We start from the raw sequence: 15,201 nt of genomic DNA on the forward strand, positions 1-15,201 counted from the left end.
TATATAAAGAAGAGGATAAAGGCAATGTATCATTATGTACACTAATATGTAATGTATAGCATTGAAGTACTCATATTAGGCATAGACTTTTATAGGGCGAATTTATAATATACATGATACGAGGTCAAGAGTTTGCCGTTTCTCTTGACCTTAGAGATGATCTGAAAAGTCCTAAGAGACTTTCAAAACTTCAAAGTGGGGGCAAGTGAATTGTCATATCACGGTCTTCTATCCCGTCGGACCGTGATATGCCACTGCATAATTTACTATGAGCGGACACTCTTTTTTGAACTATGTATAAGATAGATAGCCTGATCTCCATAAGTTAAATTATTAAAGCTTCTTAAGTAAATCTTAATAGTAAGGACAGACCAATATTACATATTCAATTATATTTGTTGGATATCCAGGCGGGGGTTACTATGAAGATCGAACGAAAGTTATGGTTATTACCTATTCTCTTAATACTGCTTTTTGCAGGCAATGCAAATGCAGCTCTGATGTTTGACGCAGGAAACACAGTGATCATCGACGATCTCGTTGAGGATGATGTCTACCTTGCAGGTGATACACTGATCGTGAGCGGTACTGTTCTTGGCGATGTCGTTGCCACAGGAGGCACTGTCGAGATCCACGGGAACGTTTCCGGCGACCTCATCATTGCTGCAGGTGATGTGATCATTACCGGCGATATCGGGGATGATGTCAGGGTAGCATGTGGTAATTTTGAACTTGATGGACAGGTAGGTGACGATCTACTGATAGCTGCCGGTTCGGTCTCAACAACCGACACCGCAAGCGTAGGCGGCGATACCACCATCAGAAGTGGTGATGCAGACATTGGAGGAAACTTCGGGGGACTGCTGGATGTCTCAGCCGGTGCCCTGATATTCGACGCTAATGTTGAGGGAAACGCAATACTGGATGCCTCTGACCTGACGATCCAGCCAAACTCCAGCATAAAGGGCAATCTCGAATACAGCACCTCAAAAGATATCTCTATCCCGGCAGGAGTTGTAGGTGAAGAGATAAGACCGGAGAAGCCAGCCCCACGCGAAGACAGCTTCGATGGCGAAGGCGTGCTCAATGTGATAACATTCATCGGCAAGATCGCGTATTACATGTTCCTCTTCGTACTGGGAGTAATATCCATCCTTGTATTCCCTTCCAAGACCGAAGAGATCGTAAGAGATATTCAGGAACAGCCATTCAAGAATGTCGCCGTCGGGCTCCTGATATTAGTAGCCACTATCATAGGATCACTAGTCCTGATGATAACCATCATTGGTATACCCATAGCCCTTTTCCTGCTACTCCTGCTGTTCATCGTCGTGATGATCGCAAAGATATACACTGCAATATGGCTGGGAGAGGTAGCGTTCAGAAAGATCGGATTCGAATATAACCAATGGGGTGTACTGGCCCTTGGTCTCTTCCTGATACTGGTACTTACAGAACTGCCATATGTGGGAGGACTCACCGGTCTTCTGGTTACATTGGTGGCCATGGGAAGCATGTACTTTGCATTGAAGTACTGATGCAAGGTACCTACTTTTCTTTTTTGACTTTCTTTTTAATTTTTTAGTATGCAGTGTTTTTTATAATGTCCTATTTTAAAATAATTAAGTTATCTTAAATAATAACATATACAATCTAATTAGAAAAGAATATATGCTTTAACGTTTTTCTAAACCGAGAATGAGATCATTTGCTGTCCATCAAATCACCAAAAAATAAAGAATATAGTTGTTTGCAGCAGGTTGTAAATGTTGATCTCATTTCACAAAATATAAGGAGATATATTTAGAAAGGAGTTGAATGTAGATGTTGAAAAAATATAAAACACAAAATACACCATCAGTTGAAATAAAGGTCACCTTCGATCCAGAGACAAACAAATGTGAAAAGACGTTTAATGTTGTATTCCCAAAGTATACCAGTGCTATACATGATGAATAAGAGGGAGTTTATTCTAAACTCTGATCATTGATATTATTGGGCTGATGGCCTTTCCATTTGCCCATAATCACTTAAATAATTCTAAAAATCTTTTTTTGCCTGCTTTTTGTGAACACTATTCCTTTTAAACCCATAAGAATGATCACAAAAACTCTTTCTTCAAATAATTCACTCAAAGACAAGCACATCATCCGGCGAGATCTCCACGACCACCCGTGAAAGCCCGATATCACCCGATAAGCGTGTAGGTACCTCACAAAGCAAAATAAACTCACTTCCATCAAGTTCCACAGCCATCAATTTGCTGCTACCTTTATCAGTAATATCAATTACGTTGCCTGCAAAAACGTTTCCTTCACCGAGGAACAGGCCATCATCATAGCTTTTCAGATGTACGTTCTCGGGTCGTACTCCAAGAGATATCGTTTCAGAAGTACACACTTGACAATGTGTGATAAAGTTGAGACCCTTGCTTTCAACAATAGTCCCTGATGACAGATTTTCGATCACCTTTGCATCGTCAAAGATGTTGCTTACTCCCACGAGCTCGGCCACGTTCCTGTCAACCGGTGAATAGAATACTTCCCTGGGCGTGCCGGCCTGGTGAACCTTGCCATCATGAAGGACCACGACCCTGTCTGCAAGGGAAAAAGCCTCCTCGGGGCTATGCGTGATGAACAGCACAGGAATACCTAGCCCCTTCTGGATCGCTTTTATCCGTTCCCTCAGGCGCATCCTGACAACCATATCAAGAGCTGAGAAAGGTTCGTCCAGAAGCAGGATCTGAGGATTAGGTGCAAGTGCACGGGCAAGGGCGACCCTCTGCTTCTGCCCCCCTGACAACTGTGAGGGATACCTGTCTTCCAGACCCTCGATGTGCAGAAGGCGAAGCATCTCGAACATGCGCTCCTCTTTCTTTTCCTTATCCCATCCCTTAAGACCGTAGGTGATGTTCTTCTTCACATTCATGTGCGGGAAAAGGGCATAGTTCTGGAAAACATAACCCGGCTTCCTATACTGTGGCTGCAGGTTAATTCCTGAACTGCTGTCAAAATATGTCTGGTCATTGACAACGATACTACCACTATCAGGGGTTTCCAGCCCTGCGATACACCTAAGTGTCGTGGTCTTCCCGGAACCGGAGCGGCCAAAGAGGACAATAAGCTCATCCCCCGTTTCAAAAGAAGCATCAAGTGAGAATCGATCCCTGTCACCGCCCTCTTTAGCTCTGCCTTTTTGGCCTTTCCTTATATTGCCCTTTTTGCTGTCAGACCTGTATTGCTTTGAGACATTGACCTTTACACCCATCTGACCACCTCACACGCTCCAGCGATCCACGAACCTTGCAGTAAGTGCCATGGAGACCAGAGAAACAACAACAAGAGTAATTACAAGAATGTTCGCAAGTGTATCATTGCCTGACTGGAATGCCGTATAGATGGAAAGCGACATCGTGTTCGTCTTTCCGGGAATGTTGCCCGCCACCATGAGGGTAGCTCCGAACTCCCCGACGGCCCTTGCAAAGCTTAAGACAATGCCTGCAAGTATGCCTTTTTTTGCAAGTGGCAGGGTTACAAAGAATATAGTCTCCAGCTCACTGTGTCCCAATGTATAGGCCGCATACTCAAGTTCGCGATCCACTGCACTGATGGCGGAAGCCGTCGTTTTTACCATCAAAGGAAGTGACACCACAAAGGCCGCTATCACAGCAGCATGCCATGTGAAAAGCAGCGACCACCCGGTAAGTTCAAAGATGATGTTCCCGATCGGTCCGTTCTTTCCCAGCAGGACAACAAGCAGGTAACCTGTGACAGTTGGAGGTAGCACAAGCGGCAGGGTTACAAAGATGTCTGCCAGCCATTTCCCCCGAAACTCCCTTCTTGCAAGTGCGTAGGATATAAAGATGCCAAGCACAGCTACAAAGGCAGTGGACAGAATTGCCACTTTGAGAGTGATCAACAGAGGTATCCAGGCATCTTCAAGCATCAGTCATCATCCATTATTTCTATACGTTAATCCATATCAGTTAGTTTGTATACGTTACTGTAAAACCATACTTTTCGAATATAGCTTTTCCTTCATCCGAAACTACGAAATCGACGAAGTCCTGTGAAGCTTCTTTTTCGGTAGATGAAGATACGACTGCAATAGGATAGCTAATGCTTGTAGTTGTTGGAATTTCCGCCACAATCGCGATCTCATCCATATCGGAGGTCATTGCATCTGTCATATAGACAAAACCCGCATCTACTTCTCCGTTCTCAACATAGACAAGCACCTGCTTTACGCTTTCCGCATAGATCAGTTTGCCACTTACATCATCCCAGAGACCAGCTTCCTCAAGTGAACCCTTTGCATACTTTCCAACCGGTGCGACCTCAGGATCCCCGATCGCGATCTTTTTTACAGACCCATCACTGAGATCCTCAAGTTTTGTGATAAGGTTCTCGTCATCTTCACCAGATGCCGGAACGATCATCACCAGTGAATTTTCAGCAAAGTCCATTCTGGTATCAGTATCTATCAATTGTTCTTCTTCAAGGAGATTCATGTGTTTCTGGGAAGCAGATGCAAACACATCTATTGGTGCACCGGCTTCGATCTGCATGCGGAGCGAACCGGAACCTGCAAAATTGATATTAACATCAACATCCGGGTTCTGTGCTTCAAATTCCTGTTCGATCTCCGTGAAGCTCTCGGTCAGGCTTGCTGCAGCTGACACCGTGATCTCCGTACTTTCATCCGCCTGTGAAGACGGCATTAACACCAAAGCAGCAGCTCCCACAATGACCACTGCAGCAATAACTATTACCAGATGATTCTTCTCCATAATATTCCTCATATCGATAAGACATACCGTTATGTTTTGATGAACATAACGGTATGGAATTAGGTTGATTATATAAAAATATATTGAACACACAGGGAATTACATGCTGAAAACAGCCGAAAGCACTATTTGAAGACAAAAAAAGATGATGGAAACAGCCATCAATGTAAACATTAAATGAAAAATATAGCAACTTTAGAGGATGTCAGTTCAATTCAAAATCCCACCCTTTCGAAATAGTTCTTTTGATCGATCCTACAGTTTCCCCATCGACTTCGTGATAATTGACAGCCCCATAATTATCAATTATTGTTATTAGACCGGGATGATGTTCCCAGCCATCGACTTCCGGGTTCCACCAATCGGCAATGATCCTTTTGGTACCCACCTCGACCCTGAATAACGCATAAGGTTTCCCATATTCAGGGGAACTCTGATCATCCTCCATCCAGACATAATATCTCATATAAACTCCCCAGGTTTGATTATTGTTCATGCAAATAACAAGATCCAAACAACAACACAATCTGCAAAATAAGGATTCTTCCTGCAGGAAATATTCATTGGCTCAAAAATAGGCCACAACATCGTTTATTGGATCATTGGCATCATTCACATTGCTGAAAGATCACTTCATGTGCTCCACTGAGAATATTAAAGCCTTTTCCGGATAACGTTTGAATCTACCTGTAAACAACATTTGTTTTAACACTCCCCTTAATTCCTTTGACTCGATACAACCGAAGCCCCCACTTACGGCTTATTTAGACAGATGAAATCCATGTAAGGATTTCTAACCTACTTAGAAATTTAGCATTATTACATATATATGTTTGTGAATGAATAATATCGATTTGCTCAAAATAGTATGTTAAGATATAAGCGGGATTACTAGGATAAAGAAAATTATCAAGTATTATTTTGGAAGCCTTACATGGACCGTGGTCCCGTGATGAGGCTGACTCTCGATCCAGATCTCACCTGAATGGGCATCAACGATCTCTTTGCAGATGTAAAGACCAAGACCAGTCCCACCGTATTTTCTCCTGATGGATGAATCTATCTGATAGAACTTGCTGAAAAGGTTAGGGATGAGATCTTCAGGAATGCCGATGCCATTATCGCTTACAGTAATATGCAAATGCTTTTCTTCCTCGTATGCCCCAAGAGTGATAACACCACCCGCCGGAGTGAACTTGATCGCATTATCTATTAGATTGTTCAGCATATCGGTCAGACGAATCTTATCAGCAACGATCGACGGAAATTCCGAAGGGATCTTCTTTTCGAGATGGAGATCGTTCGCTTCGATAAGCATAACGGTATCCATCACAGTATTGTTCATTATTTCTGTTAGCTGGCATTCCCTGAAGTTGTATTCAATGATCTCTGCCTGCGCCTGGCTTACATATAGAAGGGAATCCACAAGGCGCCTGAGCCTGTCGGAATTACGCAATACCGTTCCAAGTGAGATCTTCTGCTGGTCATTAATATCACCAAGGGTCCCATCATATACATTCTGTGTATAGCCTTTGATGCTGGTAAGCGGTGTTCTTAACTCATGGCTGACATTTGACAGGAAGGCATCTTTCATCTGATCCAGTGATTTGAGCTCCTCATTTGCTTCTTCAAGTTCATCCGAATAGGTCTGGAGCGAATCAAGGATGTCATTCAAACCGGAAGGAATCTTCCTGAAGTCCACCTCAACATCCGTCTCAGCTCTCCTTTTCAGGTCGCCTTTCAAAGCAGAATTTGAGATATATGCAAAATTGGACACGATCTCATTTATCGGACGCGTTATGGACATGGCTACCAGATAAGCTGCTCCTGCCATGAATATAAGTGCAAGAGATGAAATGAGGATCAGTTCGTTACGCAGGGCCGTAACATCTGCAAGCATATCTTCTTTCGGTATCACAAGGATAAAGGAATAATTTCCTGTACGTACAGGTTCATAGAATATGATTGCGTCTTCCCCCGTGCTCGGGTCGATGGTTTCTATATGACCCCCTTTTCCAACAAGAATATCATCGGCCATTCTCGCGATCTCAGGATCATCGAAATCATCAAGTGTCTTTGAGCCGATCCACTCCTTGTGAACAGGATGAGACAACAGAATTCCGGTGTTACTTGTGGTAAAAGCATAGCCGGTCTCGAATGCAGTGACATTTGACACGATCTCATCGATGTAGTTCAGCGAGACATCTACGCCGCCGATACCTACAAATTCGCCATCCCTCATTATTGGGACCACATAGCTCGCAATAAGTTCACCCTGATAAAGGTAAGGCTCTGTAAGCACTTCCTCTTCAAGCTCTTTTGGCAACTGGTAATAATCCAGGGTCTCATATTCAAGAAGAGGTTCCACGAACATGGTACCGCCGATCTTGTTCCAGTAGGGTACAAACCGGCCTGTGGAATCTTGATCAGGCGGGACATTAACAAATTCCGCATCCCTGCCGTCGAACTTATTAGGCTCAAATGCTGTATAGGTTCCGATCAGGTTGGGATTATCAATGAGTATCTCCCTCAGGAAAGCGTTGACCTCCTCCCTGTCAGAGGAATTGTAAACTGTAAGTGTGCTTGCAATCGTTCTTGCAATGGCCATGTTGGATTGCATATCCGAATTGAACTGGTTCGCATAATTACTGGCCTTCTCTATGGATTTCTTATATGCAAGATCTTCATGCTGGGATGTGGTTGTAGAGATAATGATAGCTGTGGTAGCAGCCATTACTATAAGGACAGTGAATCCGATATACAGGATCAGTTTCACTTTTAGAGGCACATCATCCATTTTCATGTCGGACACCCTGCTGAAATCACGCTGATTGTAGGTCAATTCCATCGACGGAACATGACCATCGAAAGCAGGAATCTAAAAGGAAAGAGCGAAGTTCCGTTATAGAACAGATGCACTAACCTCAGTCCCCTAAGATAATATTTGGATTATGAATGTATAAATGTATGCATCTTGCAGATATCAACATGGTTTCTGTGCCATATTATCAAACTCTTTAAATATCATCATTACTATCAGTAATATTATGCAACTTCCAACTCCTGAGAGGTTAAAGCAGAAAAGGATCGAACTGAGTCTTACACAGAGTGATCTTGCAAAAAGAGCAGGTGTCAGCCAGCCTTTGATCGCTCGCATAGAGTCAGGAGATGTTGATCCCAGGCTTTCCACGCTCAGGAAGATCTTCAATGCTTTTGAGGAAGTTGAAAAAGAAAAGATCCTTGCAAAGGATATAATGCACAGTCTCGTTATCTTTGTCTCTTCTCATGATTCAGTGGAATACGCGGTCAAGCTTATGGAAAAGCATGGTTTTTCACAGGTGCCGGTAATCGATGACGGAGTTCCTGTTGGAAGTATTTCAGAGGACACTATCATAAAGTATATGGCTGACAGGAAAGCCTCTGCAATATCTCAGATGAAGATAAGAGATATGATGGGGGATGCGTTTCCCACAGTCTCACCTACCACAGAACTTGATGTTATATCACACATGCTTGAGAGGAATCCCGCTGTTCTGGTACTTGAGAAGGGAGTTACCACAGGTTTTGTTACGAAGCATGATGTGATCAAGTTGTTGCATGGGTGAACTTAAAAAACGGGCACCTGATATTTAAATAGAAAGTGAATATATTAAAACTAGTCTGCAAAGTTTGGATAAAACAAAAACATAAAAGAGGTATGGATTGATTCCACACCAATAGCATTTACGGTCACTTCATTTTCTTATTGTTTGCTTGTGCTGGAGTTGAGTCTGGCCCTCCGCCCTTGTCACTATTATCAATCATTTTGAGACAATCCCAAAGTGAACGAACATCAGTGGGACCATCCTTCATGTCAAAGCGGACTTCGAGCTTAGGATAATCATCCACATCAAGACCAGCATCAACAAGCTCCTTAATACTAACTTTTACGGTTAAATCTAGCAATCCATCTGGTCCGGTCCTGTTACAGCATGGGTCTGGATCTTCAATTGGACCTGACACATCTTCATAGCTGTATCTTACGATCGGAACATATGTCATCACTCCAGCACCGTTCGTATCGTTAAAACCAACTTCTATCGTATCTGGATCAATTTCCGTTACATCAAGCTGGGGACTACCCAGAATAGCTATTGGTAGTAGTCCATTGCTATTCAAGTTGACTGCATTTGGACATGAACCCGGTTTTACATCGATGTAGTTATGACCCATTGCCGCCGGCATAACAGCAAGTAAAGCCATCATGGCAACCATAGCCACAGCTAATTTTACTATTTTCATACCTCTCCACCACCTTACTGATTATTTAATCAGATGATCTTAACCGAATCATCTAATTTCAATTAAAGTTATGTTTGTATTAATATATAAACTCTCCGCAAAAATTAAAACAGATGCGTATACTCATAATGATGAGAATTTTAAGATTAATTTCAAAATGCATAACAATCGACAGTTCAAAAGCAATATGAAAGAGATAGAGGCAAGCAATCATAAAACTTCATGCATTAAACAACTTGATCACTCGATTTTGAACAGAATGCTTTTCTAATCATCAACATGGACAAACTAAGTGTCCAAATAATTTCAATTCCATGAAACCAGTTATATACTAGGTTTACATTAGATACGACATTCAATTATTAATTAATATACCAGGAGAATTATATGGATCTTGAAGACACATTATTAATGATGCCTGGCCCTGTTCCTGTTGCACCAAAAGTGCTCAGGGCAATGTCAAAACCCATGATTAACCACAGGGGCAAGGAATTTTCTGCAATGTTTGATGACTGTACTGCAATGCTCAAGGAGATCTTCCAGACACAGAACGATCTCATGATAGTCAGCGGTTCAGGAACAGCTTCCATGGAAGCAGCACTTGGATGTACCATCGATAAGGAAGACAAAGTAGTTGCTATCGAGAACGGTAAGTTCGGTGAAAGGTTCAAGGACATCGCAGCAAGATACGGCCAGGTAGTTCCTCTCGAGTTCGAATGGGGACAGTCCGTAGACCTCGAACTTGTGGAAGAGAAACTCTCCGAAGGTGCAAAAGCTGTTACAATGGTCCACAATGAAACCTCCGCAGGTATCAGGAACCCTGCACCAGAGGTCGGCAAGCTTGCAAAGAAATATGATGCACTCTTTATCATGGACGGTGTTACTTCCATTGGCGGAGATGACGTAAAGGTCGATGAATGGGGAGTTGACATCGCTGTTACAGGTTCCCAGAAATGTGTTGCTGCACCACCAGGACTTTCCATGCTCTCCGTGAGCGAGCGTGCATTTGATGCAATGACCAAGGAAAACCTACCATACTACCTTGACCTTAAGGCATACAAAAAGAGCGCAGACAAATCCCAGACACCATACACCCCTGCAGTACCACTGTTCTTCGGACTTCAGGAAGCACTGAAGATCGTGATGGAAGAGGGAATGGATGCAAGGAAAAGGCGCCAGGCAACCGGTGCTGCTGCTGTCCGTGCTGCTATGGACGTAATGGGAGTCGAGATGTTCCCACAGCTCAATGAAGCAAGCGCTTACTCCAACACCGTTTCTGCAATGAAAGCCCCTGAAGGTGTCAGCGGCAACGATATCAAGAGCGCTATGATGGAAAAAGGAATCATCATTGCCGGCGGTCAGAACAGACTCAGCGGCCAGATCTTCAGGATCGGTAGCATGGGCAATGTCGCACCAAAGGACATCATGCTGACCATTCAGGAACTCGAACTTGTACTCAAGAAGCTCGGCGTTGTAAACGAGATCGGTGCAGGTACAGAGGCAGCTGCTGGCGTACTTGACACACTGTGAATTACATGAAGACCATAGGCGTAGTAGACACGACCTTTGCACGTTTCAACATGGGGCGTGCTGCGGTCGATGAGATCCAGCAGAACGTGTCCGCTAAGATAAAGCGGATCACGGTTCCCGGCGTAAAGGATTTGCCGGTGGCATCCAAGAAACTCATCGAGGAAGAAGGATGCGACATCGTCATAGCTTTAGGCATGCCCGGAGCGAAGGAACAGGATAAGATCTGCGCACATGAAGCTTCAACCGGAATAATACAGGCACAACTTATGACGAACACCCACATCATCGAGGTGTTCGTTCATGAAGACGAGGCAAAGGATGAAAAGGAACTGGCATTCCTTATGGAAATGCGTTCCCGGGAACATGCCTTGAATGTCGTTAACATGTTGTTCCACCCCGAAAAACTTGTCAAACAGGCCGGTACTGGCCAGAGACAGGGATTCGAGGATGTTGGTGCTGTAAGGCACTAACACATTTTCATTTAAAGGACCTTAACAGGACCTTAGCTTTTTTGAAGACATTTTATTCCGGCCTTAAGAGTTGATATCCTCGATATATGCTCGCAGTATCTCAGCAACGCTCCATGCCTGTGCGATACAACCTCGCGGCCTGTGCGGGGAATCACCATCGAATATCTCGGAGATGGAGCCGATTCCAGCCTCATCAAGATGGCACTCAAGATCGGACAGCAATTGCCTGCAATATTCAAGGCTCAATAACGAATTCCCATTGACCTTTACGTATGCAGTAATGAACGGACCCATCAACCATGCCCAGACCATTCCATTATGATAAGCACGATCTCTGGAATTATGATCTCCACCATACATTCCGACATACCGGTTGTCGTTAGGAGATAATGACCTCAGGCCATAAGGAGTCAGCAGATCCACTTTCACCTTTTCAACGACCAACCTTTCCTTATCAGTATCAAGCATAGTATAAGGAAGTGAAACTGCAAATATCTGATTCGGCCTGACCGATGCATCGTTTGTGACAGTTCCGTCCTCGTTCACGGAAACACAGTCATAAAGGCATCTGTCTTCCGGATTCCAGAAAACCCCAATGAAATTGCTCTTTACCAATTCAGCGATCTCAAGATATTCTGCTGTTTCTTCACCGATCAACTCCCCCAGCCGGATGGCAGTACAGAGAGCATTGTACCACAAAGCATTGATCTCACATGCTTTACCTGCCCGGGGAGTGATCTCCTGATCACCGATCTTCACATCCATCCAGGTAAGCTGCCCCTCATGCTCTATCAATCCATCATCATCCATTCGGATACCATATGAAGTACCATTTTTGTAGTTATGGATGATCGATACGACAGTTTTCCACATTTCCCGGACAGTTCTGAGATCCTTCGTATAGGAATAATATCTCCCAACAGAATGAATGAACCACAATGAAGCGTCAACTGTATTATAATCGGGAGCAGAGATGCCATCGTCTGAGAAGCGATTGGGTATAAGGCCATCTGAACAGTTCTCCGAAAAGGTCCTGAGAATCTCTTTTGCATCACTGAACCTTCCCGTAACAAGGGTCAGTCCCGGTAACGAGATCATTGCATCCCTTCCCCAGTCAGCAAACCAGTGGTAGCCTGCAATAATGGAATGCGAATCTGTGGAGCGGCGTTGTACAATGAAAGAATCGGCAGCAACAGAAAGCTTCTTTGCGAGATCATCATTGAAGCTGTATTTATCCAGAAGATCTTTCTGTCGTGAAAGTTCCTTTTCATACTCAAAATTAACCAATTCAAGAGCTAAAGCAGGATCTAAAATATGCTCAGATTCCATTTCATCAGGAAGATCATCCGAAGCCACAACATAGAATTCACAAACATTGTCAACTATATGCTCTTCAAAATAACCCGGGTTATACAGGTCTTCCTGATAGGCTTCCCCGCGTTCGCGTTCCATCTCATATTGGAAATTGTAGTACCAATGTGAGTCCCGCTTAAATTTCATATTTGAACGCAGTTGCAGAAGAACATCATCGTCTACTAGATTAGATCCGACATCAGCGCCTGTATCAATGCTAACTTCGGTGAAACTGGCATCTTCAGCTTTCCTGAGCTCATGAAAACCACGGTTAGCAACAAGAGGCAATATTCGAAGAACGATGTCCTGCCTGGCGGTATTGAAGATCCTGTACCTCACAACAGTAGTATTCGTTCCATGGACCATGAAGACGGTCTTGATCAGCTTTACATTCCCGACCCGATACTCAAAGGTTGGCAGAGGGAAAGCAGAAAAACGTTCAAGGTATTGAAAGCCCGAAGGATACAGAGTATCGGGATAGCTGTGCACTGCAAGCCGGAAGACCTCACCTTCAATAATGAGCTCTTCATCCAGAGATGAAAGCAGCACTCTCCGGTCGACCGGAGGATTTGCAGAAGCTACTAGAAGGCCATGGTACTTTCGGGAATTCTCGCCAATAACTGTGGATGATGCATAGCCACCTGTGCCATTTGTGATCAGCCATTCTCTCGAGATAGCAGCTTCATGGTCAAATTCGTCATTATATGGTGGAGATGGTAACATACTGATCCCTTCTTATTGTTATTCAGCCGGAGCTCAAGGCCTGTCAGGCTTCTTTCAGTCATCTTTTGAACTACTGTCTTTCAATCTGTCCAGAAGCAGGATATTTTCGATGAACAGGGCACAACTCCAGCTCAAAGGCCTTGCCCATGCGGCTTTGCCGGTATTCTTATCCGCCTGTTCGGCCAGTATACCGGAGCTGGTTGCACTCCTCATTACCCATTTGATATATTCAAGCGCCCTGTTCACAAGCCGGTCATATTCATCATCCCTTTCTTCCATCGAAGCAGCAAGGGTCAGCAGGGATCTGGAAAGCCACAGTGTTGTCACGACCCATGGATTGCCACCAATGTAGTTGTCATTTTCATATCGTTTGATCCCGTAGTAACCATTGACAGGAACCCTGAGAGACCTTTCAATGTGTTCTATCATTGATAGGATCATGGACCTTTCATCAGGATCATCCACTGAAAGAAGACCAAACGGAACAAACGTACCGATCATACTCGAATCCACGGTCTTCCGGACATCATTGTCAATAATACCACGGGAGAAATAGCCTTCCTTAAGCCATAGCTTATCAATGGTCACCCCCCGTATCCGATCAGCTCTCTCGGACCACATTTCAGCACGGTTGCTGTCATTACTGCCATTGCTCTCTCTGGCCATATGGGCAGCTCCCTTCAGACCGGCATATATAGCAGCATTCGTATAGGGGAATATTCCTTTTTCTGATTCCCAGAGGCACCTGCAAGGATCGTGAAGTCCCTGTTCGGTCCTTCCCATCAGGTATTCTGCACTTTTCCATACCGTTTCCCGAATGGAATCCAGGAACTCGCCCCTGTCGGGGTCTTCCAGTTCCCGGTAGTAACGTTCAATTGCATAAAGCGTGGAACCGGTCTCATCGATCTGGGTAGAGTCGTCAAAATTACCCCATGAGGGAGCCTCTGTCCCGTCAAGCCAGTATCTCTGGAACCAGGACCCATCAGGCATCTGCGTTCTTTTACACCATGTAAAGAACTTCTCAGCATATTCAGGATAACCTGCTTTCATCAGGGCAAGAACAGCTTCCACAGCATCCCTGTTCCAACAAAAACCATACCCACCACACATCTCAAATGCAGGATCGAATTCCGGGGCAGCCAAAATCGCACCGTTATCTGGATCCGTCATTAAGTTAAGGGAAAGCAAAGAGCGATCATAAAGCGTTATGACCTCATTCCTGAAAACAGGATCATGATCAAGTACAGATAGTTCCAGAGGTCGCATTTCTGAGAGCCATTCTACAGTGGTGCTCTCGGACCCCCGGATAATTTCAGACAGGGGATATGACAGAACATCTTTCGTCATATCGCATACATCCTGTCTTCCCGAAGCAATTCCAATAAGAATTGTGATAGTTAACGATTCCCCCGGCATAAGATCAAATTCCAGGCCTATGGTACCGTCTATATCACCGATCTCCTCCATATTGTTCTGGAGCTTTCCATCTTCCATATCTGTCCTGGCACTTTTAGCCCAACCTTTATCGCTGGTCTTGCCTACCTGCCATTCATCAAATACCAGATCAGTTGCTACACCAATGTAAAAGTCATGCATGTAATGGACAAGCATATCCCGATTCACATCATAATAAGCAGAATTCATCCGGGAAGTTCCACCGACCTGGAAATTGGAATAGTAATAGAACTTACCGTTGAGATGTTCCTTAGAAGTGATCTCATACTTTCGAACAAGAACCGGCATTTCATTATGAACAAGATCCTGAATAGATACTTCTATACCGGAAGAATGGGAGAGATGAGTATTGATGATGTTAGTTCCGTCCTCAACCGTCTGTTTTGAATTCCATTCGTGAGAATCGAGCCATATAAGCCTGCCACCGGTGTAAAGACAGGCACCTGAATCGACGACATGCTGCGCTCCATCCCTTCTGGGATAGAAAAACCCCAGGATGTTCCCCTTCTCACCCATTGATACAAGCAATCTGTCGTTTCCGAGTATAGCATTTGGATGCCGGATCAGAAATCTCACCCCACATTAAGAACTATATTTGAT

Annotated in this window: 12 protein-coding genes; 4 read left to right on the forward strand and 8 right to left on the reverse strand. The window is 44.2% G+C overall.

Features of this window, described 5'->3' with window-relative positions:
* Window positions 1–422 precede the first annotated feature (422 nt).
* Window positions 423–1,538, forward strand: a complete 1,116-nt coding sequence (locus tag WOA13_RS02880) for a DUF8173 domain-containing protein (RefSeq protein ID WP_342126487.1) — start codon at window positions 423–425, stop codon at window positions 1,536–1,538.
* A gap of 589 nt (window positions 1,539–2,127) precedes the next feature.
* Here WOA13_RS02880 and WOA13_RS02885 read toward each other — a convergent pair.
* The 5 genes from WOA13_RS02885 to WOA13_RS02905 form a co-directional block, all read right to left on the reverse strand.
* Window positions 2,128–3,267 carry an ABC transporter ATP-binding protein gene (locus tag WOA13_RS02885; protein WP_342126488.1) on the reverse strand — a complete coding sequence of 380 codons (1,140 nt, stop codon included), beginning with the start codon at window positions 3,265–3,267 and terminating at the stop codon, window positions 2,128–2,130.
* Between the two features lie 9 nt (window positions 3,268–3,276).
* Window positions 3,277–3,945 carry a molybdate ABC transporter permease subunit gene (gene modB / locus WOA13_RS02890; RefSeq protein WP_342126489.1) on the reverse strand — a complete coding sequence of 223 codons (669 nt, stop codon included), beginning with the start codon at window positions 3,943–3,945 and terminating at the stop codon, window positions 3,277–3,279.
* 40 nt (window positions 3,946–3,985) lie between these two features.
* On the reverse strand, window positions 3,986–4,789 hold the full coding sequence (gene modA, locus WOA13_RS02895) for a molybdate ABC transporter substrate-binding protein (RefSeq protein WP_342126490.1): 804 nt from the start codon (window positions 4,787–4,789) through the stop codon (window positions 3,986–3,988).
* Window positions 4,790–4,994: 205 nt separating this feature from the next.
* Window positions 4,995–5,255: a hypothetical protein gene (locus WOA13_RS02900; protein WP_342126491.1), complete on the reverse strand. Its 261-nt coding sequence runs from the start codon at window positions 5,253–5,255 to the stop codon at window positions 4,995–4,997.
* A gap of 450 nt (window positions 5,256–5,705) precedes the next feature.
* Window positions 5,706–7,637 carry an ATP-binding protein gene (locus WOA13_RS02905; protein ID WP_342126492.1) on the reverse strand — a complete coding sequence of 644 codons (1,932 nt, stop codon included), beginning with the start codon at window positions 7,635–7,637 and terminating at the stop codon, window positions 5,706–5,708.
* Window positions 7,638–7,836: 199 nt separating this feature from the next.
* Between WOA13_RS02905 and WOA13_RS02910 the strand changes: the two genes are divergently transcribed.
* The gene (locus WOA13_RS02910; protein WP_342126493.1) at window positions 7,837–8,394 is read left to right on the forward strand and encodes a CBS domain-containing protein; all 558 of its coding nucleotides are present in this window, start codon (window positions 7,837–7,839) and stop codon (window positions 8,392–8,394) included.
* A gap of 124 nt (window positions 8,395–8,518) precedes the next feature.
* On the opposite strand, the gene WOA13_RS02915 is transcribed toward WOA13_RS02910, so the two are convergent.
* On the reverse strand, window positions 8,519–9,070 hold the full coding sequence (locus tag WOA13_RS02915; RefSeq protein ID WP_342126494.1) for a hypothetical protein: 552 nt from the start codon (window positions 9,068–9,070) through the stop codon (window positions 8,519–8,521).
* A gap of 387 nt (window positions 9,071–9,457) precedes the next feature.
* Between WOA13_RS02915 and WOA13_RS02920 the strand changes: the two genes are divergently transcribed.
* Window positions 9,458–10,600: a pyridoxal-phosphate-dependent aminotransferase family protein gene (locus WOA13_RS02920; RefSeq protein WP_342126495.1), complete on the forward strand. Its 1,143-nt coding sequence runs from the start codon at window positions 9,458–9,460 to the stop codon at window positions 10,598–10,600.
* Window positions 10,601–10,605: 5 nt separating this feature from the next.
* A complete protein-coding gene (gene ribC, locus WOA13_RS02925; RefSeq protein WP_048205117.1) occupies window positions 10,606–11,070 on the forward strand; it encodes a riboflavin synthase in 465 nt (154 codons plus the stop codon).
* Between the two features lie 63 nt (window positions 11,071–11,133).
* On the opposite strand, the gene WOA13_RS02930 is transcribed toward ribC, so the two are convergent.
* Both WOA13_RS02930 and WOA13_RS02935 read right to left on the reverse strand, forming a co-directional pair.
* Complete coding sequence (locus WOA13_RS02930; RefSeq protein ID WP_342126496.1) at window positions 11,134–13,146, reverse strand: amylo-alpha-1,6-glucosidase; 2,013 nt, start codon at window positions 13,144–13,146, stop codon at window positions 11,134–11,136.
* Between the two features lie 54 nt (window positions 13,147–13,200).
* On the reverse strand, window positions 13,201–15,177 hold the full coding sequence (locus tag WOA13_RS02935; RefSeq protein WP_342126497.1) for a glycoside hydrolase family 15 protein: 1,977 nt from the start codon (window positions 15,175–15,177) through the stop codon (window positions 13,201–13,203).
* Between the last annotated feature and the right edge of the window lie 24 nt (window positions 15,178–15,201).

Origin of the sequence: Methanococcoides sp. LMO-2, assembly GCF_038432375.1 — an archaeon.
GTDB classification, from domain to species: Archaea; Halobacteriota; Methanosarcinia; order Methanosarcinales; family Methanosarcinaceae; genus Methanococcoides; species Methanococcoides cohabitans.